The organism is Dactylosporangium sp. CA-139114 (genome assembly GCF_050955725.1).
GTDB lineage: Bacteria > Actinomycetota > Actinomycetes > Mycobacteriales > Micromonosporaceae > Dactylosporangium.
On record NZ_CP192080.1, the window covers coordinates 3,098,174 to 3,119,666 of the forward strand.

Annotated in this window: 24 protein-coding genes; 10 read left to right on the forward strand and 14 right to left on the reverse strand. The window is 74.3% G+C overall.

Features of this window, described 5'->3' with window-relative positions:
• The first annotated feature begins 39 nt into the window (after positions 1–39).
• The gene (locus ACQP2P_RS14090) at positions 40–1,092 is read left to right on the forward strand and encodes a zinc-binding dehydrogenase (protein WP_433616241.1); all 1,053 of its coding nucleotides are present in this window, start codon (positions 40–42) and stop codon (positions 1,090–1,092) included.
• Here ACQP2P_RS14090 and ACQP2P_RS14095 read toward each other — a convergent pair.
• Positions 1,052–1,684 carry a DUF4360 domain-containing protein gene (locus ACQP2P_RS14095; RefSeq protein WP_433616242.1) on the reverse strand — a complete coding sequence of 211 codons (633 nt, stop codon included), beginning with the start codon at positions 1,682–1,684 and terminating at the stop codon, positions 1,052–1,054. The genes ACQP2P_RS14090 and ACQP2P_RS14095 overlap by 41 nt on opposite strands.
• Positions 1,685–1,849: 165 nt before the next feature.
• On the opposite strand from ACQP2P_RS14095, the gene ACQP2P_RS14100 reads away from it, so the two are divergent.
• Positions 1,850–2,251: a nuclear transport factor 2 family protein gene (locus ACQP2P_RS14100; protein ID WP_433616244.1), complete on the forward strand. Its 402-nt coding sequence runs from the start codon at positions 1,850–1,852 to the stop codon at positions 2,249–2,251.
• A 41-nt stretch (positions 2,252–2,292) separates the two neighbouring features.
• On the opposite strand, the gene ACQP2P_RS14105 is transcribed toward ACQP2P_RS14100, so the two are convergent.
• The 5 genes from ACQP2P_RS14105 to ACQP2P_RS14125 all read right to left on the reverse strand — a co-directional run bounded on the left by ACQP2P_RS14105 (position 2,293) and on the right by ACQP2P_RS14125 (position 6,102).
• Complete coding sequence (locus tag ACQP2P_RS14105) at positions 2,293–2,748, reverse strand: SRPBCC family protein (RefSeq protein ID WP_433616245.1); 456 nt, start codon at positions 2,746–2,748, stop codon at positions 2,293–2,295.
• Between the two features lie 81 nt (positions 2,749–2,829).
• The gene (locus tag ACQP2P_RS14110) at positions 2,830–3,597 is read right to left on the reverse strand and encodes a S1 family peptidase (RefSeq protein WP_433616247.1); all 768 of its coding nucleotides are present in this window, start codon (positions 3,595–3,597) and stop codon (positions 2,830–2,832) included.
• Positions 3,598–3,720: 123 nt separating this feature from the next.
• Positions 3,721–4,458, reverse strand: coding sequence for a hypothetical protein (locus ACQP2P_RS14115; RefSeq protein WP_433616249.1), 738 nt, complete (start codon positions 4,456–4,458; stop codon positions 3,721–3,723).
• 100 nt (positions 4,459–4,558) lie between these two features.
• Positions 4,559–5,452, reverse strand: coding sequence for an ROK family protein (locus tag ACQP2P_RS14120; RefSeq protein ID WP_433616251.1), 894 nt, complete (start codon positions 5,450–5,452; stop codon positions 4,559–4,561).
• Positions 5,449–6,102, reverse strand: coding sequence for an N-acetylmannosamine-6-phosphate 2-epimerase (locus ACQP2P_RS14125; protein WP_433616253.1), 654 nt, complete (start codon positions 6,100–6,102; stop codon positions 5,449–5,451). The genes ACQP2P_RS14120 and ACQP2P_RS14125 overlap by 4 nt, the downstream gene beginning before the upstream one ends.
• Positions 6,103–6,149: 47 nt before the next feature.
• Between ACQP2P_RS14125 and ACQP2P_RS14130 the strand changes: the two genes are divergently transcribed.
• Entirely contained in the window at positions 6,150–6,887 is a 738-nt protein-coding gene (locus tag ACQP2P_RS14130) for a GntR family transcriptional regulator (protein ID WP_433616255.1), read from the forward strand.
• Between the two features lie 3 nt (positions 6,888–6,890).
• Here the strand turns inward: ACQP2P_RS14130 and ACQP2P_RS14135 are convergent, their stop codons facing one another.
• The 3 genes from ACQP2P_RS14135 to ACQP2P_RS14145 all read right to left on the reverse strand — a co-directional run bounded on the left by ACQP2P_RS14135 (position 6,891) and on the right by ACQP2P_RS14145 (position 9,500).
• Entirely contained in the window at positions 6,891–7,481 is a 591-nt protein-coding gene (locus ACQP2P_RS14135) for a hypothetical protein (protein ID WP_433616257.1), read from the reverse strand.
• Positions 7,482–7,718: 237 nt separating this feature from the next.
• Positions 7,719–8,345, reverse strand: coding sequence for a TetR/AcrR family transcriptional regulator (locus ACQP2P_RS14140; RefSeq protein ID WP_433616259.1), 627 nt, complete (start codon positions 8,343–8,345; stop codon positions 7,719–7,721).
• Positions 8,346–8,459: 114 nt separating this feature from the next.
• Entirely contained in the window at positions 8,460–9,500 is a 1,041-nt protein-coding gene (locus ACQP2P_RS14145) for a LacI family DNA-binding transcriptional regulator (protein WP_433616261.1), read from the reverse strand.
• A gap of 121 nt (positions 9,501–9,621) precedes the next feature.
• On the opposite strand from ACQP2P_RS14145, the gene ACQP2P_RS14150 reads away from it, so the two are divergent.
• Positions 9,622–10,548: a PmoA family protein gene (locus ACQP2P_RS14150; RefSeq protein ID WP_433616263.1), complete on the forward strand. Its 927-nt coding sequence runs from the start codon at positions 9,622–9,624 to the stop codon at positions 10,546–10,548.
• 64 nt (positions 10,549–10,612) lie between these two features.
• Here ACQP2P_RS14150 and ACQP2P_RS14155 read toward each other — a convergent pair whose 3' ends face one another.
• Positions 10,613–11,755 carry an FAD-dependent oxidoreductase gene (locus ACQP2P_RS14155; protein ID WP_433616265.1) on the reverse strand — a complete coding sequence of 381 codons (1,143 nt, stop codon included), beginning with the start codon at positions 11,753–11,755 and terminating at the stop codon, positions 10,613–10,615.
• Positions 11,756–12,051: 296 nt separating this feature from the next.
• The gene (locus ACQP2P_RS14160) at positions 12,052–12,735 is read right to left on the reverse strand and encodes a TetR/AcrR family transcriptional regulator (protein WP_433616267.1); all 684 of its coding nucleotides are present in this window, start codon (positions 12,733–12,735) and stop codon (positions 12,052–12,054) included.
• A gap of 240 nt (positions 12,736–12,975) precedes the next feature.
• On the opposite strand from ACQP2P_RS14160, the gene ACQP2P_RS14165 reads away from it, so the two are divergent.
• On the forward strand, positions 12,976–13,347 hold the full coding sequence (locus ACQP2P_RS14165) for a hypothetical protein (protein WP_433616269.1): 372 nt from the start codon (positions 12,976–12,978) through the stop codon (positions 13,345–13,347).
• A 151-nt stretch (positions 13,348–13,498) separates the two neighbouring features.
• Positions 13,499–14,362: a pentapeptide repeat-containing protein gene (locus ACQP2P_RS14170; protein WP_433616271.1), complete on the forward strand. Its 864-nt coding sequence runs from the start codon at positions 13,499–13,501 to the stop codon at positions 14,360–14,362.
• 136 nt (positions 14,363–14,498) lie between these two features.
• Here the strand turns inward: ACQP2P_RS14170 and ACQP2P_RS14175 are convergent, their stop codons facing one another.
• Positions 14,499–14,843, reverse strand: coding sequence for a DUF488 domain-containing protein (locus ACQP2P_RS14175; RefSeq protein ID WP_433616272.1), 345 nt, complete (start codon positions 14,841–14,843; stop codon positions 14,499–14,501).
• A gap of 164 nt (positions 14,844–15,007) precedes the next feature.
• Here ACQP2P_RS14175 and ACQP2P_RS14180 point away from each other — a divergent pair, with 164 nt between their 5' ends.
• From ACQP2P_RS14180 to ACQP2P_RS14190, 3 genes are all read left to right on the forward strand, one after another.
• A complete protein-coding gene (locus ACQP2P_RS14180) occupies positions 15,008–15,649 on the forward strand; it encodes a DUF4232 domain-containing protein (RefSeq protein WP_433616274.1) in 642 nt (213 codons plus the stop codon).
• 40 nt (positions 15,650–15,689) lie between these two features.
• On the forward strand, positions 15,690–16,886 hold the full coding sequence (locus ACQP2P_RS14185; protein WP_433619137.1) for an MFS transporter: 1,197 nt from the start codon (positions 15,690–15,692) through the stop codon (positions 16,884–16,886).
• A 207-nt stretch (positions 16,887–17,093) separates the two neighbouring features.
• Positions 17,094–18,410, forward strand: coding sequence for an RICIN domain-containing protein (locus tag ACQP2P_RS14190; protein WP_433616276.1), 1,317 nt, complete (start codon positions 17,094–17,096; stop codon positions 18,408–18,410).
• A gap of 2 nt (positions 18,411–18,412) precedes the next feature.
• Here the strand turns inward: ACQP2P_RS14190 and ACQP2P_RS14195 are convergent, their stop codons facing one another.
• A complete protein-coding gene (locus ACQP2P_RS14195) occupies positions 18,413–18,883 on the reverse strand; it encodes a winged helix-turn-helix domain-containing protein (RefSeq protein ID WP_433616278.1) in 471 nt (156 codons plus the stop codon).
• Positions 18,884–18,931: 48 nt separating this feature from the next.
• On the opposite strand from ACQP2P_RS14195, the gene def reads away from it, so the two are divergent.
• Entirely contained in the window at positions 18,932–19,480 is a 549-nt protein-coding gene (def, locus tag ACQP2P_RS14200) for a peptide deformylase (RefSeq protein WP_433077096.1), read from the forward strand.
• 13 nt (positions 19,481–19,493) lie between these two features.
• Here the strand turns inward: def and asnB are convergent, their stop codons facing one another.
• Entirely contained in the window at positions 19,494–21,359 is a 1,866-nt protein-coding gene (asnB, locus tag ACQP2P_RS14205; RefSeq protein ID WP_433616280.1) for an asparagine synthase (glutamine-hydrolyzing), read from the reverse strand.
• Positions 21,360–21,493 lie beyond the last annotated feature (134 nt).

Here is a 21,493-nt window from a genome sequence, read left to right on the forward strand (position 1 = left end):
GGTGGGCGGCCACCCGCTGCCGCGGCGATCGTTCAGGGCATGACGACGACGATGCGAGCGGCGGTCTGTGTGCGGGCGGGCGGCCCCGAGGTGCTGGAGATCCGGGAGCTGCCGGTGCCGGCGGCACGGCCGGGCTGGAGCCTGGTGCGGGTGATGGGCGCGGGCCTCAACCGTTCGGAGCTGCGGACCCGCCAGGGGCACTCCCCGGGCGTGCGGTTCCCGCGGGTGCTGGGGATCGAGTGCGTGGGGATCGTGGCCGCCTCGGCCGATCCGGCGCTGCCGGACGGCACGACGGTCGCGGCGGTGATGGGGGAGATGGGGCGGCGCTTCGACGGCGGCTACGCCGAGTACGCGCTGCTGCCCGACGCCCTGCTCATACCGGTGCGCACCACGCTGCCCTGGGAGGTGCTGGCCGCGCTGCCGGAGGCGTACCTGACCGCGCAGGGCGCCCTCGACGCGCTGGGCATCCGGCCCGGCGAGCGGCTGCTGATCCGGGGCGGTACGTCCTCGGTGGGCCTGGCCGCCGCGTCGATCGCGCGGGGCCAGGGCGTCGAGGTCGCGGCCACGACCCGCCGGCCGGGCAAGGCGGGCGCGCTGAGCGCGGGCGGCGTCGACCACGTGCTGCTCGACGACGGCGGCCCGCTGCGCACGCCGTGGAGCGCGGGGCCGAGCCACGTCCTCGATCTCGTCGGCGCGAGCACCGTCGCCGGCTCGCTGCGCCTGGTCCGGCGGGGCGGGACCGTGTGCGTGGCGGGCTCCCTCAGCGGATGGCTGATCGAGGGCTTCGAGCCGATCGCGATGATCCCCTCCGGCACCCGCCTCACGGCGTTCCACAGCGACGACGCCAAGGGCGCCGCGGGCGCGGCCGTGCTCGAGCGGGTCGTGCGCAACGTCGAGGCCGGCGTCTACCGGCCGAACGTCGACCGGGTCTTCGGCCTGGACGACATCGCCGAGGCCCATCGGTACATGGAGGAGAACCGGGCCGCCGGCAAGGTGGTGATGCTGCCGGGCGGCCACGGCGCCCGGGCGGGTGCCGTGGCCGGGGCGGGTGTTACGGGCAGCGCTTCCAGGCCACCTGGTACACGGTGCTGAAGCTGGCGTCCGTCGAGTCCATGCTCATGAAGCTCGTGGTCTTCCTGGGGTTGGAGCGGCCGGCGTTGACCCGCAGCTCGGTGTTGATGTTGAGGTTGCGCTGCTGGCCGCAGGGCTCGAAGACCAGGGCGGTCACCCCGACGACGTCCTTGGTCTGCCAGTTGTCGTCCAGCGGGCCGTTGAACGGGTGGCTGGCCCGCGCGGTCTGCGCGTTGCCCTGGAAGTAGTAGCTTGCCACCGCCGTGCCGGTCGCGCCGCGCTCGAGGTGGGCGTAGCCGCGGTAGTCGGCCTCCGCGATGGCGTACGTGAAGCCCTGCGGGATGTGCACGTCGAGGGCGAGCTGGCAGTTCTTGCGGAAGTCGGTGGGCTTGGTCCCGACCCCGACCTGGGCCATGTACTCGCTGTAGGTGACCGTGAAGGCCTTCCGGTCGGGCGAGACGGCGACCGCGGCGCTGCCGTCCGGGCAGCCGGAGCCGTTGGCGGTGACCACGCTGATGCTGACCTCGTTCGGCGGTGGCGGCGGCGTCGCGGCCGCGGCGGGCGCCGTGAGCGAGGACAGGAGCATGGCACCGGCGGTGACGGCGTGAAACATGAAACCCCCCGAAGATCCAAGCGCACTGCGCGCGTTGTATCCGTCACTCTATGGAGTCGGGGTCGCGAGGGTTGGTGGTCCGGCCTGGCCGCTCAGGTCGTTGTCGGGCGCTGCTCGACGGACCGCCCCTCGTCCGTTCGGTCAGATCCGGCCTATGCTCGGCGCATGATCAGCTTCCGGAGCGCGGTCGAGGCGCGCGATGCCGAGGCCATCGCCGCGACGCTGGCCGCCGGCGTGGTCTTCCACAGTCCCGTGGCCTTCCGGCCCTACGAGGGCAAGCCGCTGGTCGCGGCGATCCTGCGCGGCGTGCTGCGCGTCTTCGAGGACTTCCGCTACGTCCGGGAGCTCGGCGGCGAGGGCGAGCGGGACCACGCCCTCGTCTTCGAGGCCAGGATCGGCGACGTGGCCGTCGAGGGATGCGACTTGCTGCACCTGGACGAGGACGGCCTGATCGACGACCTCACCGTCATGGTCCGCCCGCTGTCGGCCGCGCAGGCGGTGGCGGCCGCGATGGCCGCGCAGTTCGACCGGATCAAGCGCGAGGCCGGCGCCCAGGACGGCGCCTAGGAGCGCATCGGCCGTCAGCATGGATGGCGGATGATGCCTCGTCAGTCGTGGTGTGAGCGCTCCCGCTGGATGAGCTCGGCGAGGCGGTCCAGCGACGCCCGCAGCTTGCCGGCCGTCGTCGCCCGCGCCCGCACGAGGCGGTGCTCGTCGGTGAGGTCGCTCCAGTCGTACGTGTGCGTCACCCGCGTGTTCCCGTCGTCGACCGGCTCGAGCTCCCACCGCCACAGGTGCCCGGGCTGGGGCCGGCCCGGCTCGCTCGGCCGCCACGCGATGCGCCGCCCCTCGGCGAACTCGACCACGTGGTTCTCCCGGACGCCGCCCGTGGTCAGCGTGGTGACGAAGACGTCGCCGACGGCCCGGACGCGCTGCCCGGCCGCCGCCTCCCGGAGGTTCTCGTTGCCGTCCCAGCGCGGCTGCTGCGCGGGGTCGGCGATGAGCTCGAAGATGACGGCGGCGGGCGCGGCGATGTCGAGGCCGGCGGAGACGACTCGGGTCATGCCCTCATCGAAGCACCTGCCTACCGGATCGCGCCGGCCGGCCTTCGACCGTGGTGTCAGGCCGGCCGGTGGCCCGGGATGCTAGCCGCCGAGGGAGGCCGCGGCCGTGGCGATGGCCGATGCGAAGGTGCTCACCTCGGTGTAGACGCCGGGGTAGTTGGGCCGCGCGCAGCCGTTGCCCCAGCTGACGATGCCGACCTGGATCCACGCGTTCGACGCGTCGCGGCGGAACATCGGGCCGCCGGAGTCGCCCTGGCAGGTGTCGACGCCGCCGGAGGCGTAGCCGGCGCAGATCTCGTCGCTCGGGATCAGGTCCGGGTAGGAGTTGTCGCACGTCGCGTCGGGGACGAAGGGGACGGTGGCCTTGAGCAGGTACCGCTGCTGGGCCCCGCCCTCGGTCGCGGCGCCCCAGCCGACGATGGTGAAGGTGCCGGTGTTGTACGTCGTGTTCGTCGCGACCGGCAGCGTGGCCAGGCCCGTCACCGGCGTGGCTAGCCGGATGAGCGCCCAGTCCTTGCCGTTGCCGTTGTACCCCGGCGCCCGGTACACGTAGTTCGACTGCACCGTGATCCGGCTCGACGACTGCAGGTCGACCGCGCCGAGCGTCGCGGTGATGCTCGTGTTGGTGCCGGTGCGGCTCACGCAGTGCGCGGCGGTGAGCACGAGCCGGGGGCTGTACAGCGCCCCGCCGCAGCCCATCGACAGGCGCACCATGAACGGGAACTCGCCCTGCGCGGCCCGCGTGCCGCCGACGACGGATTCCCGGGGGACGGCCGCCTGCGCGGGGCCGGGCGCGATGCCGGCGAGCGCGGCGGCCGTCACGACGACAGCCAGAAGCCTTCGAACCATTCGGGTGCCTCCCCAGCGAGTCGAATACCAGGGAGAACGATAGCTATCAATGTGACGGGCCGGGTCATAGCGACTTGCCCATATCGGCGGGGCAGGGCCGGGCCGGCGGCGTGCGCGCGGCGCTCACCAGCCGCCCTCGAAGAACGCGAGGAGGGCCGGCGCCGGGTCGTTCGCGGTGGCCGCGTTCGCGATGACGACCATGAGCACCGCGAGCGACGCCAGCGACGCCAGCGCGCCGAGCCCGCCCCACACGGCCGCCCGGGTGGCGGCGAACCGGCGCCATCCGAGCACGCTCGCCCCGACGAGGCCGATCGCGGCGACGGCGGCGACGACCGCCATCGCCGCGTGGTACGCGCCGAAGTCGCCGACCATCGCCCGCAGCACCGGGCCGTGCTCGCCGCTCGCGAGCTGCCGGCGGATCTGTCCGAGCGCCTCGGCGAGCGCCGCGTCCGCAGCGGTCTCGGTGAGCATCGGCAGCAGCGACGAGAACGGGGCGACGGCGCCCTGGACGTTGGCCATCACGGTCGCGAGCGCGAGCAGCCCGACGCCCGCGACGCCGATCGTGGCCCAGCGGTGGCCGGCGGCGAGCAGGCGCCGGCCGAGCAGCGCGAGCGCGAGGAGCAGCAGCGCCGCGAGGGCGGCCTTGACGAGGTGGTACCGGAACCAGAAGTCGACGACCCGCGTGAGCTGCGGGCCGCGCTCGCCGGTGTGCCAGTAGGCGACGAATCCGGCCCGGAGCCGGTCGGCGAGGCGATCCGGGTCGGCGAGCGCCCGGTCCGACCCGATGGCCGCGACCGGCCCGGGCGCGAGGAGGAACGCGGCGACGAGCACGACGACGAGGGCGATCAGCTTGCGAGGCATGGCACCGAGCCTCGCGGCCCGCGCCCCCGACGGCCATGGCGCTGGGGCGAGTCCGCGGGGTAGCGCGGGCGGTAGACCGCGCACCTTCCGGGGCGCCCGCTCAGAGCAGCGGGTGTGCCGCTCCCGCGAGGACCGCCGCCGGGCCGAGGGCGGGGGAGCGGACCGGGACGCCGGCGATGCCGGGCAGGGCCGCGGCCCGCAGGGCGTCGAGCACCGCGGCGCGGAACGGCTCGCCGAGGCCGAGCACGCCGCCGCCGAGCACGATCGCGTCCGGGTCGAGCAGGTTCGCGGCCGCCGCCAGGCCGTGGCCCAGGATCTCGGCGGCGAAGGCGATCGCGGGGCTGTCGCCGGGCACGTCCGGCAGGCGCGGGGCCGTGTCCAGGCCGGCCCGGCGCGCGTGGTCGGCGGCGATCGCCGGGCCGGCCGCATAGGCCTCGACGTGGTCGAGGCCCCCGCAGCCGCAGCGGCGGCCGAGGGACGCTGTCGCCGGGAGGTGGCCGATGCTGCCGGCCAGGCCCAGCCGGCCGGTCAGCAGCGAGCCGTCGGCGACGATCGCGCCGCCGATGCCCGTGCCCACCGCCACCACGAGCGCGGTGCCGGCCCCGGCCGCGGCGCCCCAGGCGGCCTCGGCGACGGCCATCGCGTGCACGTCGTTGCGCACGAGCACGGTGACGCCGAGGGCCTCGGCGAGCGCGGCGCGCACATCGGTCCCGGTCCAGCCCGGCAGCGAGTCGGTGGCGTGCCAGACGCGGCCGTGCGGGTCGACGGCGCCGGCCGTGCCGACCCCGCAGCCGAGCACGGCGCCGTCGCCGATGACCCGGCGGCCGAGGTCCGCGGCGGCGCGCAGGACGGCAGCCGGGCCCTCGCGCGCGGGCGTGGGCACGCGGTGCAGGGGGCCGGTGGAGCCGTCGGCGTGCACGAGCGCGGCGGCGATCTTCGTGCCGCCGATGTCGATGCCGAGCGCGGTGCCCGCCGCCGACGGTCCCGGGTTCATCGCTGGGTGGCGGCGACCAGGCCGCGCGTCAGGGCGAGCGGGTCCGTGATCGCCGTGCCGACGACGACCGCGAAGGCGCCGAGGGCGAACGCGTGCCGCAGGTGCCCGGTGGTGGCGAGCCGGCCCTCGGCGACCGTGCGCACCCCGGCGGCGGCGAGGTCCGCCACGAGCGCGAGGTCCGGCTGCGTCCCCTGTGGACTGTCCGCCGTGTAGCCGGACAGCGTCGTCGCCACGAGCTGCGCGCCGGCCTCCCACGCCGCGAGCCCCTGCGCCTCGGTGGCGACGTCGGCCATGAGCGGCAGGCCGAGCCCGTGCACCCGCTGCACCAGCTCGGCCACGGGCAGGTCGCCGCGCCCGGTCGCCTCGGCGGCGATGACGTCGGCCCCGGCCGCGGCGAGGTCCTCGATCAGGTGCCAGTGGGGCGTGATGAGGTACCGATCCGGCGCCTTGACCTTGTGGAGCCCGATCACCGGCAGGTCGACGACGGCCTTGACGGCCCGCACGTCCTCGGGCGAGTTCACGCGGACGGCCACCGCCCCGCCGAGCGCCGCGCACTGCGCCAGCCGCGCGATCACGTCGGGTGAGCGCAGCGGATGGCCGTCGGGCGCCTGACACGACACCACGAGCCCGCCGGTGATCGCCTCCAGCATGCGGTACCTCCATCAGTGGTCTAGTCCATTCACGCTAACATCATGGGGTGACCAAGCACGAGCTGCTCCACGCACACCTCGAAACGCTCATGCAGGGCGGTATTGGTCCAGACCAACGCCTACCACCCGAGCGCGAGCTGGCCGAGGCGTTCGGCGTGAGCCGCATGACCGTCCGGCACGCGCTGGATCGCCTGGAGCGCGAGCGCCGGGTGTATCGCGTGCAGGGCGCCGGCACCTTCGTGGCCCGCCCGCCCATCGCGAAGACGATCGAGCTGACGTCCTTCACCGAGGACATGCGCCGCCGGGGGCTCGTCCCCGGCTCGGTGCTGCGCGTCTTCGAGACCGTCGCGGCCGGCCCGGAGATCGGCTACGCCCTGGCGCTGAGCCCCGCGGACGAGGTCGTGCACGTGGAGCGGGTGCGCACGGCGGACGGCATCCCGATGTGCCTGGAGCACGCGTACCTCCCCGCCGCGCTGGTGCCGGGCCTCACGACCCTCGAGGGCTCGCTCTACGAGCAGCTGCACCGGCGGTACCGGATCCGGATCACGCGCGCGGAGCAGTCCATCCGCGCGACCGTCCTGGACCAGCAGGCCGCGGCCCGGCTCGACGCCCCGCCCTTCAGCCCGGCCCTGCTCGTGGAGCGCACCGCGTTCGACGAGCGCGACCGCCCCGTCGAGCGCGCGATGTCGACGTACCGCGGCGACCGCTACTCCTTCGAGATCGCCGTCACGACAGCGGCGGCCGGCTCTCCTGCGAGAGCCGGCCGCCGATCGGGGGACGAGTAGCGCTCAGATGAGCCAGCGGTTGCGCTGGACGAGGGGGAGCTTGGCCCAGCGCTTGCCCAGGCCCCAGGTCTGGCCGGCGTAGGCGGCGGCGAGGACGATCATCACGATCGCGTAGACGACGTGGTAGTCGGTGAGGGGGTTGGTCGAGCCGGTGGGTGCGCCCTTGGCGGTGTGCTGGGCGAGGGGGAACTCGGCGAGCCACATGAAGGCCATGAGCAGAGTGCCGGACGCGGCGGCGACGCGCATGCCGATGCCGGCGGTGAGGGCGAGGCCGATGCCGAGCAGGCCGAGCATGAAGCCCCAGTTGGCGTACCAGGTGCCGGCGATGGTGTGGAAGAAGCCCTGCAGGGGGCCGGCGTCGACGCCGGCGAGGAAGCCCTTGGTGGGGCTGCCGCCGTTGATCCAGGCCCTGGCCGAGGGGGTCGAGTAGCCCAGGCCGAGGAGCTTGTCGGCGAACGCCCACAGGAAGACGAAGCCGGTCGCGTAGCGCAGCACCGCGAGGCCGCGGGCCGCCGCCTTGGTCAGCATGCTCCCGGGCGCCTCGACCCGCTCGAGGTGGGTGGCTGCGGTGTGGTTGATGTGCGAGGTGCTCATGGCTCTCGGCCTCCTGCCGCGCTCTCGTGTGACACCAACAGCGTCGCAAGCGCGAGCCTCGGGCGCCGGTGCCGAAAAGACCCACCCGGCGGGACCAATGGCCCCTCAGCGACCGGGACCTGTGGGATCAGGTCGCGCGGCGGGCCGGCCGGGGCGGCGCGATCCGCGGACCGCAGCGGGCACGATGCCGAGCGAGGCACCGATGGTCGCCGCGCCACCGGCCCGCTGCCGCCCGCATTACGGCCGCTGCCCGAGCAGCGCCACGCACAGGCCGGTCAGGTGGTCGACGAGCGGCTCGGCGGGGTCGCGCATGTCGTGCCAGACCCAGTCGATCAGCACCTCGCTGACGCCGGCGATCAGCGCCAGGATCGTGCGCTCGTAGCGCACCCCGTCCGCGCGCAGCGCCGTCGCCAGGGGCGCGAGCGCCCGGCCGAACAGCTCCGCCTCCTCGCGCAGCACCCCGCGCCGGCGCAGCTCCATCCGCGGCGCGTTGATGTAGACGATCCGGGCGCGCTCGGGGTGCTCGGCCAGCAGCCGCACCAGCGCGGTCAGCATCGGGCGCAGCGCCGCGTCGAGGCCGTCCGCGCGGCGGGGCGCCGCGGCCGCGACCTCGCTCAGCAGCCAGCCGTTGACCTCGCGGTGCAGCGTGAGCACGAGCGCCTCGCGGTCGGCGAAGTGGTCGTAGAAGTACCGCTTGGAGACCTTGGCGAGGGTGCACACATCGGCGACGGTGACGTCGTCGTAGTCCCGGCTCGCGAACAGCTGCACCGCCGCCGCCACGAGCCGTTCCCGCCGGTCCGCGGCCCGCTCCTCCCGGCTCTGCCCGCCGTAGGTCTCGCCGCGCCCGGACGGCCGTCCGGCCACCCGCCACCTCCACGTCGCCCGCCCCCACCCCGAATTCGGACACCGTACCCGAAGCTCGTCGGCGGTAATCCATCGGAGTTTCCGGTAAGGCGCGGCAACGTTTCCGTGGAAGTTTCACGCCGGCGGCGCGGTGCTCTCCCGCAGCACGAGCGACGTGGCGAGCTCGACCCGCGACGGCTCGACCGGCTGCCCGGCCGCGAGCCGCAGCACCATCCCGGCCGCGGCCCGCCCCATCTCCGCGAACGGCTGGCGCACGGTGGTCAGCGGCGGCCCGCACCAGCGCGCCACCTCCAGGTCGTCGAAGCCCACGACGCTGAGGTCCCCGGGCACGCGCAGCCCCGCGCGCCGGGCCGCGTCGCACACCCCGAGCGCCTGCAGGTCGTTGCCGCACAGGATCGCCGTCGGGCGGTCGCGCCGGGCCAGCAGCTCGGCGCCGAGCGCGGCGCCGTCGTCGAACCCGAAGCGCCCGCTGCGCACCAGCCCGGGGTCCAGCGCCACGCCCGCCGTCTCCAGCGCGGCCCGGGCGGCCTCGAGCCGCGCCCGGGAGCACATGAACTGCGCCGGCCCGGTGATGACGGCGATGCGCCGGTGCCCGAGATCGAGCAGGTGCCGGGCCGCGGCGATCCCACCGGACCAGTTCGTGGTGCCCACCGACGGGGTGTCGTGCACCGGCTCGCCCGTCGGGTCGACCACCACGAGGGGCACACCGCTGGCCGTGAGCTGCTGATAGTACTGCCCGCGATAGGCGGAGTGCACCGCGATCACGCCGGCCGGGCGGCGCGCCAGCAGCAGGTCGGCGGTGCGGCGCCCGGCCCGTGGGGCGTGCCCCTGCAGGTCGGTGAAGCCGACGGTCAGGCCGCGGTCGCGCACGACCTCCTCGACCCCGCGCATGATCTCGACCGCGAGGTGGCTCTCCAGGCCGGAGAAGGCGACCTCGACGATCGGCAGCGCGGAGGTTCCGTCAGTGCGCCGGTACCCGTGCTCGCGCAGCAGCGCCTCGACGCGTTCGCGGGTGTCGACCGCGATGCCGGAGCGACCGTTCAGCACTTTCGAGACCGTCGGCGGCGACACCCCGGCCAGCCGCGCGATCGCGGCCACGGTCACCGTGCCCCGCGGCCGCCGCCCGCCCCTGGGCTCCGGATTCGTCTCGGTCATGCCGGCATGATAGGCCGCGCGAGGACGGCATTGACGAGCGTCGGCGGCGACCGTACGGTGAGAAAAGTTTCCGGTAAATATTCGAATGTTTCGAAACCGCGATGGTGCCGGAGGGGATCGCATGAGCACCGCACCCGGGACCGTGACCGCACCCGCCGGCCTCGCCTTCGCGCTGTGGCAGGACGCCTCGCTGCGGGTCACCTGGCGCGGTCGTGAGTTGTTCCGGTACGTCTACCGCGTCCGCGAGGCCCAGGTGGAGTCGCCGCGGCCCTACCTGCACCCGATCCGCACCCTCGGCGGCCGGCTGGTGAGCCTGTACCGCCCGCACGACCACGTCTGGCACAAGGGCCTGTCGCTGGCGCTGCCGAACGCGGGGCCGGACAACTTCTGGGGCGGCCCGACCTTCCGCCGCGACCGCGGCGGCTACGTCCAGCTGCCCAACAACGGCACCCAGCGGCACGAGTGCTTCGAGGAGCTCGGCGCCGGCGACCGGACCCTGCGCGCGGTCCAGCGGCTGCGCTGGCTGACCCAGGACGGGCGGGAGGCGTTCACCGAGCGCCGCGGGCTGACGGTCACGGTCCTGCCGCACCGCGCGGCCTGGCGCCTCGAGCTCGACACCGCGCTGCGTAACACCGGCCCGGACGCGGTGGACATCGGCAGCCCGCAGACCGAGGGCCGCGCCGGGGCCGGCTACGGCGGGCTGTGCTGGCGCGGGCCGCGCGGCTTCAGCGGGGGCCGGGTGCGCACCCCGGACGCGGCGGGCGGCGACGACCTCAACGGCGTCCGGGCGCCCTGGCTCGCGTTCACCGGGCGCCACGACGGCGACGGCGGCGCCTCGACGGTGCTGTTCGCCGACGACCCGGCCAACGCCGGGCACCCGACGGCGTGGTTCGTGCGCAGCGCCGCCTACGCGGTGGTGGGGCCGGCCCCGTTCGCGGACGCGCCGGTGCGGCTGGAGGCCGGGGGGCGGCTGCGGCTGCGGTACGGCATCGTCTTCGCCGACGGCGAGCTCGGCGAGGACGAGTGCGCGACCCTGGCCCGGGCCTGACCCGTAGACGCGGCGGGTGTGGTGCCGGGGCTCACCACATCCGCCGTCCGGCCGCCGCTGGTGTTCAGTGCCCGGCGGCGGCGTACGCGGCGAACTGGTCGATGAGGCCCTGCGGCGCGTCGTCGCGCAAGCAGATCTCCAGGTTCGCCGCCGCCTCCCGGGCCGCGTCCGCGCTGCGCGGGAAGAGCCCGGCCTCGTACGCCGCCAGCGCCCCCTCCGGGTCCCCCGGATGCGCCGCGATCGCCCGGCCCAGCTCCGCACCGTCGAACATCGCGAGGTTGGCCCCCTCGCCGGCGAACGGGGACATCAGATGGGCGGCGTCGCCGAGCAGCGTCACGCCCGGCACCCGGCCCCACCGCAGCCCGGCGGGCAGCACGGAGATCCTGCGGGGCACGACCGGCCCGTCGGCGTCCGTGATGAGCGCCCGCAGCCGCGGCGACCACCCGTCGAACTGCGAGACGAGGAGCGTCCGGGCGTCGGCGGTGCCGTCGAAGCCGGCGTGTGCGGCCCAGTCCTCGGGCGTGCGCAGCGCGACGTAGACGTGCAGGCTGCCGTCGGTCTCCCGGTGGGCGAGGAACCCCTTGCCCGGCCCGAGCGCGAACAGCATCCCCGCCCCGACGACCTCGGCGGCGCCGGGGTGCCGCGCGTCGGCATCGAGCAGGTCGACCTCGAAGAAGGTGACCCCCGCGTAGGCCGGCCGCGCGCCGGTGAGCAGCGGCCGGATCCGCGACCAGGCCCCGTCGGCGCCCACGAGCAGGTCGGTGGTCTCGATGCTGCCGCCGGCGAGCGTCAGCTCGTGCCGCCCGTCCCCGATCGCCGCGACCGAGGTGACGGCGGCGCCCCACCGGATGGTGCCCTCGGGCAGCGAGCCGATGAGCAGGTCCCGCAGCTGCCCGCGATCGACCTCGGGCCGCCCGCCGTGCCCGTCGTCGGGCTGTTCGACCCGCACGGCGGCGTGCCGGTCGAGGATGCGCATGGCCTCCCCGCCGGGGTGGACGATCCGCCGGAACTCCTCGAACAGCCTCGCCTCCCGCAGCGCGACCTGCCCGTTGGAGTCGTGGATGTCGAGCATCCCGCCCTGCGTGCGCGCGCCGGCCGAGGCGTCGCGCTCGTAGACGGTGGCCGCGATCCCGTGCACGTGGAGCACCCGGGCGAGCGTGAGCCCGCCGAGCCCCCCGCCGACGATGCCGATCCGTAGCTGCTCCATGGCGCCGCTCCTTCCGTGGACCTCGCTTGACTGCTCCCATGGGCCTCGGCTTCGCCCGTGGACCTTGCCTGACGCGCTTTCCGTGGGGCGTGCCTGACTTCTCCCATGGGGCTCGCCTGACTTCTCCCAGGGGCCTTGCCTGACTTCGCCCGTGGACCTTGCCTGACGCCTTTCATGGGCCTCGCTTGACTCCTCCGGTGGAACCCGCCCGAGCCTGGCGAACATGTTCGTGACGAATACGTTCTATCGGCGCATGCTGATGCCCGGGGAGCGGTGGCCGCAACCCGGGCGCGGGGTCAGCGGTCCGGCGTGGGCGCGCCGGCGATCCCGTTCAGCAGCGCCTCGAAGGCCCACCCCTGGCGCTGCTCGACGGTGCCGGAGAACAGCTCGTCGCGCGTGCGGCCCAGGTTCGGGTAGACGTCTTCGGGCGCCTCCAGCACCGACTGCGTCTGCAGGCTCACCTCGCCGTCGGCCTCGGCGGACTCGTCCCGGGTGCCCTGCTCGGCGGCGATCGCCGTCGCCAGCTGGAGCAGCAGGTCGACGCCCCACGCGGCCTGGCGGACCGGGACGCCGCCGGCCAGCAGCAGCCCCAGGAGCTCGTCGACCAGCCTCAGGTAGTTGGGCCCGGACGGCCGCAGGGTGAGCACGGAGCGGGCGAGGCTCGGCTGGGCGTGCAGGATCGCGGTGTAGGCCGACAGCAGCTCGACGGCCGCGGCGCGCCACTGCGTGCCGGGCAGCGGCAGGGCCAGCCCGAACAGCAGCTCGTCGAGGAGGGCGCCGTGCAGTTCGGCGGTGTTGTGCACGTAGACGTAGAGCGAGGCCGGGCCCGTGTCCAGCTCCGCCGCCAGCCGTCGCATCGTGACGCGCTCGAGGCCCTCCTCGCGCATGATGCGCAGCGCCGTCGACACGACGCCGTCCCGGCTCAGGGGCGGCTTGGCGGGGCGGTCGCGCCGGCTGACCGGGACTCGGCGAGGGCTCATGAACACGATCGTAACGAACGCGTTCGCCGATGCCAAGCTCCGCCGCCGGTGTTGCCTGACGCCGCCCGCCGCCCGCCGCCCGCCGCCCGCCGAGCGCCGAGCGCCGGGTGTCAATCGCCGTCCGTCGAGCGCCGCGGGCAGGGGGGCGCCGGTATGCGGGCGGTCGCGGTCATCGGGCGGCGGACCGGCCGCGAATTCGCCGGGGCACCGCGGCGAGCGCCGGGGACCTACCCTGTCGCCATGCCGCCGAGCCTCGACTGTGTCAGCTCCCTGCCCGCCTTGCGCGCGGCCGACCTGCGAGAGGTCGCCGCGGCCGTGCTCTGGCTCGGCTTCGGGCACAAGCGCGCGCAGGCCCGGCCGGTGCTGAACCTCCTCGAGGTGCAGGCGACCATCGCGCGCAAGGTCCCCGAGGTGGCGATCCGCATGCTGCGCAGCGGGCCCAGCGCCGAGGAGGCGCGCGAGATCCTGCTCGAGGCGCTGCAGGTCCTCGAACACAACCGGCTCGTGCTGTGGCGCTGGACCGGCGAGGACTACACCGCCGAGTCCATCGCGCTCACCCGCCGCGGCCGGGCGGCCCTGGCGAGCGCGGACCTCACGGCGTACATCGCCTGACCCGTGAGCCCGGGGCTGGGAAGCGGGCGCGGACCGCACGGCCCGCATCATCTGACCCGGTGAGTCCGCGGCCGGGAGGCGGGCGGAGCCGAGCCTGTGGGCGATGCGATGCTCCGGGTCACCGCTTGACCGCATCGGCGACCATGGTGGTGTGCGACGACCCGTGCTGGTGGTGCTGATCGTGCTCGTGTCGGCGGCGGCGGGCCTCGCCGCGGTGCTGCTCCTCCCGCCGTTCGTGGTCGACCACGACCTGGGCCGCACGTCCGTCAGCGCGAACGAGCGGCTCACGGCCATCAACAACGCCCGGACCGTCCTGCTGCAGGCGCTGGGGGCGGTGATCCTCGCCCTGGGCGCCTACGCCACCTGGCACCGGCTGCGCATCAACGAGGAGGAGCTGCGGCTGAGCCGCAGTGCGCACACCACCGAGCGGTACTCCCGCGCGGTCGAGCACCTCGGCCACGACTCACTGGACGTGCGCATCGGCGGCGTCTACGCCCTCGAGCAGATCGCCGGGCAGTCCCCGCCGGACCGCGACGCCATCATCGCGATCCTGCGCGCCTATGTGCGCGGGCACTCGCCGTGGCCGCCCGGGCTCCCCGGCCAGCCGCCCGCCGACACGCCCCCGGCGCAGCTGCCCACCCTGGCGATGCGGGCCAACGACGTGCAGGCCGCCGTCGACGTGCTCGTCCGGCTGCACGACTCCGGTGGCGCCGAGCGGTTGCTCCTGCCGCGGTGCGACCTGCGATACGCGCGGATGAACGGGGCGGTGCTGCGCGGCGCGAACCTCGGCGACTCCGCGCTGACGCGGGCCCGGCTGCGCAACGCCGACCTTCGGGGATGCCTGCTGGGCAATGCGGACCTGCGCCAAGCGGAACTGGACGGCGCCGACCTGCGCGGCACCGACCTCGCCACCGTCCGGCTGGAGGGCGCCCTCGCGAACGCGGCCACCCGCTGGCCCGACGGCTTCGACCCGGTGGCCGCGGGCGTCGTGATCCCGGCTCGGGACGGAGCCTAGGTCGCGGCGGCCCCGCACCCGCTCGGCGTCATCGCCCACCCGACGACCGCGGTGCCGCGGATCCCGCTCGGCAAGACGATCGGGTCGCAATATTGACATCGACCACTGGACGCCGTGGAACCGTGCTGGAGCCGGGTCAGGCGAGGAGACGTTCGAGCACCGCGGTGTGCGCGTGGTCGAGGTCGCGGGTGGCGGTGAGCAGCGTGAGCTCGCCGTCGCCGGCGAGGTCCCGCAGGTGCCCGAGCGCCGTCTTGGCCTCGGGTGCGTCCAGCTCGGCCCGGTAGCGCCTCGCGAACTCCGCATAGCGGGCGGGGTCGTGGCCGTACCACGTGCGCAGCTCCGCCGAGGGCGCCACCGCCTTGACCCACTCGTCGACGGCCGCCTGCCGCTTGGTGAGCCCGCGCGGCCACAACCGGTCGACCAGCACCCGGCGCCCATCGTCCGCGGCCGGCTCGTCGTAGGCGCGCTTGACGTGCACCATGAGTCCAGTGTGCACCCGTAGGCGCGGACGCGGTGGCGTTGCCGCCGGGCCCGGCCGAGTCGTCGGCAGCCCGCGACCCCGTCGTGCATCGATGGATCCCCCGTACCTGGCCGGCCCGGTGGTTCGCGACTCGCGGCACCGGGTAACGGGGATCGGAGGATCACATGATGACGCGTACCAGAGCGCTGCTCTCGATCGCACCACTCGCGCTGCTGCTGGGCTCCGCCGCGGGCTGCGGCTCCGACGTCGGCGGCTCGGCCGCGCCCGGCGGGTCGGCGCTGCCCGCGAGCCAGGAGCCTACGGGTGCGCCGCCGGTGAGCGGCGCGCCGGAGCCGTCGGGCGGGGCGAGCCCGGCCGGCGCCGGCGGGGACTCCGGCCGCTGCCACCACGGCGAGGTCCGGCTCGCGGTCGGGGAGGCCCCGGGCGGCGGCGCGGCCGGCAGCCAGTACACCTGGATCGTCCTGACCAACACGTCGTCGCGGACGTGCACGTTCTCCGGGTACCCCGGCGTTTCCTGGGTCACCGGGGACAGCGGCCAGCAGGTCAACAAGCCCGCCGAGCGGGACACGGCCGCCTCGCCCCAGCGGGTCGAGCTGGCCCCCGGCAAGGCCGCGCACGTGCAGGTCCGCAGCCCGCAGACCGGCAACTTCGGCGACGAGTGCAAGCCCGTGCAGGTGCGCGGCTACCGGGTGTACCTGCCCGACGAGACCGCCGCGGACTTCGTGCCCGCCCCGCAGACCGTGTGCTCGGCCGACGGGGTCGGCGTGGCCCAGGTCGGCCCCGTGGTCGCGGGCACATCGCGGTAGCGGAGCAGGCCGGCGCCCGTACCATGCTGCGGTGAACCTCATGCGCCGCCCGGGCTGGGCGCCGGTCCTGCTCTCGTACGCCACGTTCGTGCTCGTGGGCCTCAACGCCGGCGTCGGCGGGGTGCTCATCGTGTCCCAGATGCGCGACTACGGCGTCGACGAGGCCACGATCGGCCTCACGTTCTTCACCAGCTCGGCCGGGTACATGGCGGCCGGGGCGACCGCGGGGGCGCTGCTGCACCGGCTCCACGTGCGGATGGCCCTGGCCGCGGGCATCGCCGTCTACGCCCTCGGGGCGGTCGCGACCGCCGTGCGGCCCCCGTTCGCGATCCTCGTCGCCGTGCAGCTGCTCGTCGGCTACGGCACCGGGGTCCTGGAGTCGATCCTCAACGTCTTCCTGGCCGAGCTGCCGAACTCCACGACGCTGCTCAACCGGCTGCACGCGTTCTTCGGGGTGGGCGCGTTCCTGGGGCCGCTGCTGGCCGCGTGGCTGCTGCAATACCTGTCCTGGACCGCCGTGTGGCTGGTGCTCGGCCTGCTGTGCGTGCCGCTGGCGGCGGGGTTCCTGGTGGCGTACCCGCGCCGCGCCCCGGCCGCGGAGCGCGCCGCCGAGCCCCGCCCCACCGGCGTGCTGCGCGACACGCTGCGCAGCCCCGCGGTGGTGCTCGGCTCGACGTTCCTGGCCGTGTACGTCGGGCTGGAGATCGGCGTCGGCACGTGGGCGTACAGCTTCCTGATGCGCGTGCACGGCGAGTCCGGGGTCATCGCCGGGTACACGGTCAGCGGCTACTGGCTCGGCCTCACCCTCGGCCGGTTCCTCATCAGCCCGATCGCGACCCGCGCCGGGATGAGCGCGGCCGGGATGGCCACCGCCTGCCTCGCGGGGGTGACGGCCGTGGCGGCGGCGCTGTGGGCGCTGCCGACGGCATCGCTGGCCACCGCCGGCCTCGTGCTGCTCGGGTTCTTCCTCGGCCCCCTGTTCCCGACCGCCATGGCGGTCACGCCGCAGCTGGTGCCGCCACGGCTGATGGCGACCGCGATCGGCGTCATGAACGGGGTGTCGCTGCTCGGCGGGGCGGCCCTGCCGTGGCTGACCGGCTGGCTCGCCCAGCATGTCGGGATCTGGACGCTGATGCCGTACGCGCTCGCGCTGTCGGTGGTGCAGCTCGCCCTGTGGCGCCTGATGCTCGCGCGCGCGGTCTCCCCGTCGCCCGAGCTGCTCCCGTCGGAGTCGTGACCCCGCCGGCACCCGCTGATCGCGGCGGGCCGGCGAACGGAACGGTTCGAGTCTGAACGGTTCTGTTCGGTTCCTGGTGTGCCCGTCGCGGCGGACGCTGCCATGGGTGCATGAAGGACACCGCCATGTCACGAGGACTGCTCGCGCTGCTGGTCGCCGCCGCCGCCGTTCTCGCCGCCGCCGCGCCGGCCCACGCCGCGGCCGTCAGTGCAGCTGCGCGACACCGCGGGCAATCTCCTGCACGCGCACGGGGGAGGGGTCGTCAAGGCCGGCTCGTACTACTACTGGTTCGGCGAGGACCGCAACGCCGACGACACCTTCCGCTCCGTCGACGTCTACCGCTCCACCGACCTGCGCACCTGGGAGTTCCGCAACCACGCGCTGACCCAGTCCTCCGCCGCCGAGCTGGGGTCGGCGAAGATCGAGCGGCCCAAGGTGATCTACAACAGCTCGACCGGCCAGTTCGTCATGTGGATGCACAAGGAGAACGGCACCGACTACGGCGAGGCCCGCGCCGCGGTCGCCACGTCGTCCACGGTGGACGGGGCGTACACGTACCGCGGCAGCTTCCGCCCGCTGGACTACATGAGCCGCGACATCACGCTCTTCCGCGACGACGACGGCACCGCCTACATGATCTCGGCCGCGAACGAGAACGCCGACCTGCACGTCTACCGCCTCACGAGCGACTACCTCGGGGTCAGCGCCCGGGTCCAGCGCCTGTGGCCGGGCTCGTCGCGCGAGGCGCCGGCGATGTTCAAGCGCAACGGGGTGTACTTCCTGCTGACGTCGGCCGCCACCGGCTGGGCTCCGAACCAGCAGCAGTACGGCACCGCCACGAGCGTCACCGGCACCTGGAGCGCCCTGCACACCGTCGGCGACAACACCGCCTTCGGCTCGCAGACGGCCTATGTGCTGCAGGTCGGCAGCGCGTACCTCTACCTCGGCGACCGTCGGGCGGGCGCGTGGGGCGGGGCGGTGAACGACTCGCAGTACGTCTGGCTGCCGCTGTCGTTCCCGAGCGGCACCGGCCTCGGTCTCGCGTGGGCGCCGCAGCTGAGCATCGACGCCGCCGCCGGAACCGTGGCCGCGACGGCCGGGCCCGCGGAGCAGCTCGTCGCGCGGCACAGCGGGAAGTGCCTCGACGTGAGCTCGGGCTCGGCCGCGGACGGCGCGCGCACGTTGCAGTACACCTGCGGAACCGGGCTGAACCAGCGCTTCACGGTGCAGGATCTCGGCACCGGCTACGTGCGGCTCGTCGCGCGGCACAGCGGCAAGTGCCTCGACGTCAGCGGCGCCTCGACCGCCGACGGGGCGACCGTGCTGCAGTGGACCTGCGGCGGCGGCGCCAACCAGCAGTGGCAGGTGCAGAGCGCCGGCTCGGGCTACGTGCGGCTCGTCGCGCGGCACAGCGGCAAGTGCCTCGACGTCGCCGACGGCTCCACCGCCGACGGGGCGGCCGGCCTGCAGTGGACGTGCAACGGCGGCACCAACCAGCAGTGGACCCGCCGCGTGGTGGCCTGAGTTCAGTCCGAGGGCTCCACGAGGGGGAAGAACCGTGCGACGGCCGCGACGGGTCCGCGGTTGTGCGCCGGGCGGCCGCTGTACCCCGCGATGAGCGCCCGCACCGCGTTGCCGAGCTCGGTCAGCTCCTCCGGCGTCAGGTACACGACCTCGCTGAACGCCTGGTCGCGGCGCCAGCGCGCGGGGGCTCGGTCGCGCACGGCGAGCCAGTGCTGGTAGCTCTCGTCCTCGAGACCGCGGTTGAGCGCACTTTGCAAAGGAGGGGCCTCGCCGACGAGCCGCCAGGGCTTCGCGCGGCCCTCGGCGGGCACCTCCTCGACCACGCCGTAGCGGGCCAGCTGCCGCAGGTGAAACGAGTAGAGCCCGGAGCTGCCGCCCAGCTCCCGCGCGGCCTCGGTGGACGTGAGCGTCCCGCGCTCGCGCAGCAGGGTGACCAGGGCGGTGCGCACCGGATGGGCCTGTCGGTCGATCACGGTGCACAGTATGCTCGTTTGCAAAGCACTATGCAAAGGAGCTGGGGCATGGGCGTGGTTCCGGTGCGGATGTTCGGCGACCCGGTGCTGACCACCGCGGCCGAGCAGGTCACGACGTTCGACGCGCAGCTGCGCCGGCTGGTCCGCGACCTGTTCGACACCCTCGAGGCCGAACGCGGCTCGGGGCTGGCCGCCAACCAGATCGGCGTCGCGCTGCGGGCCTTCGTGTTCCACGTCGACGGGGTGCGCGGGCACCTGGTCAACCCGGTGCTCGAGTTCCCCGACGAGCAGGAGCAGGACGGGCCCGAGGGCTGCCTGTCGATGCCCGGGCTCTACTTCGACACCGTGCGCCGGCAGCACGTCGTGGCCAAGGGCTGGTCGGACCGCGGCGACCCCGTCCAGGTGGTCGGCGCCGGCGAGCTGGCCCGCTGCCTGCAGCACGAGACCGACCACCTGGACGGGGTGCTGTTCATCGACCGCATGGACGCCGGGCGGCGCCGCGCGGCGATGCGCGAGATCCGCGAGGCGCCCTGGTTCGGGCCGGGCTCACCCCGCGTGAAGGTGAGCCCGCACCCGCTGTTCGGCCGGATCCGCTAGAGCTCCGGATCCGCTAGAGCTCCAGGCGCGCCGGGCTGTGCCGCAGCCAGGTATCGAGGGCCAGGATCTGCTCGATCTGGCGGCGGGCCAGGCCGAATCCGTCGTGCTCGTAGGGCGAGGCGACCAGCTCGCCGACCTTGGCCCGGTCGAGCAGCGCGGACGCGGGGGAGTCGGCGGCGACCACGGCGGCCGCCTCGCGCAGGGCCCGCTCGTAGCGCTCGTCCTGGGTGGACGGGTACGGGCTCTTGACCCGCGCCACCACCGACGCCGGGAGCACGTCGGCGGTCGCGGCGCGCAGCAGGCTCTTCTCGCGGCCGTCGAAGGTCTTCATCGACCACGGGGTGTTGTAGACGTACTGCACCAGCCGGTGATCGCAGAACGGCACCCGCACCTCGAGCCCGTGCGCCATGCTCATGCGGTCCTTGCGGTCCAGCAGGATCTGCACGAACCGGGTCAGGTGCAGGTAGGAGATCTCGCGCATGCGCCGGTTGTGCGGGTCGGGGTCGTCGCCGTGGTCGACCTCGGCGAGCGCGGCGCGGTAGGCGGCCTCGCGATACTCCGGCAGCCGCAGCGACTCGCGCAGGTCCTGGGCGAGGGCGCCGCTGGACGCGTCCGCGCCCGGGTCGGCCAGGGTGAAGACCGCCAGCCACGGGAACGTCTCGGACTGGATCACGGCCGGCTGGTGGAACCAGGCGTAGCCGCCGAACACCTCGTCGGCCGCCTCGCCCGACAGCGCCACCGTGGAGTGCTCGCGCACGGCCCGGAACAGCAGGTACAGCGACGTGTAGATGTCTCCGCCGAAGGTCGGCTGGTCCATCGCGGCGACGACGGCGTTGCGGCTGAGCGGGTCCATGAGCGTGGCCGCGTCGAGCACGATGTCCTCGTGGTCGACGTGCAGGTGCTTGACCACGTCGTGCACGAACGGCGCGTCCGGGGTCGCCCGCATCGGGTCGGGCTTGAAGTGCTCGGTCTGCCCGACGAAGTCCACGGCGAACGAGCGCAGCGGGCCCTCGCCCCGCGCCGTGAGCGCCAGCTGCGCGAGCGCGGTGACCGCCGAGGAGTCCAGCCCGCCGGACAGCAGCGCGCACAGCGGCACGTCGGCGATCGTCTGGCGGGCCACGATGTCGTCGAGCAGGCCCCGCACGGTGCGCACGGTGGCGTCGAGCGGGTCGGTGTGCTCGGCGTAGGACGGCCGCCAGTACTGCCGGCGGTGCAGGCCGTCCGCGTCGACCCGGATGACCTCGCCGGGCACGACCTCGTGCAGGTCGCGGTAGATCGCGTGGCCGGGCGTCTTGATGAACGCGAGCAGCTCGCGCAGCCCCTCCAGGTCCACGACCGCCTCGGCCTGCGGGTGCGCGAAGACCGCCTTGGGCTCGGACGCGAAGAGCACGGAGCCGGCGACGGCGGTGTAGTAGTACAGCGGCTTGACGCCCATCCGGTCGCGCACCAGCAGCAGGTGCTCCCGGCGGGCGTCCCAGATGCCGAACGCGTACATGCCGTTGAGCCGGTCGACGAAGTCCTCGCCCCACTCGACGTAGGCCCGCAGCACCACCTCGGTGTCGCTGTCGGTCTTGAACACGTGGCCGCGCCCGCGCAGCTCGTCGCGCAGCTCGCGGTAGTTGTAGAGCTCGCCGCTGTAGGTGATCGCGGCGAGCTCCCGGCCGTCGTGCTCGACGGTCATCGGCTGGTCGCCGCTGACGAGGTCGATGACGGCGAGCCGGCGGTGGCCGAACGCGATGTGCTCGCGCACCCACAGGCCCTCGGCGTCGGGGCCGCGCAGCGCCATCGTGCCGGTCATGGCCCGCACGGCGGCCGTCTCGCGGCGCAGGTCACGGCCTTCGGGGGCACCCAGGGCGACCCAGCCGACGATTCCGCACATGGCCTCACACCTCCCCAGTGATCACGCTCCGTGCTTGATAGGGTGCGGAGCGTCTATCGGTGGTCATCTTTCTCCCTTCCCGCGTGACGAGCACGTAACTGATCTGCGACATAGGTAACACTTCGGAAACTTGT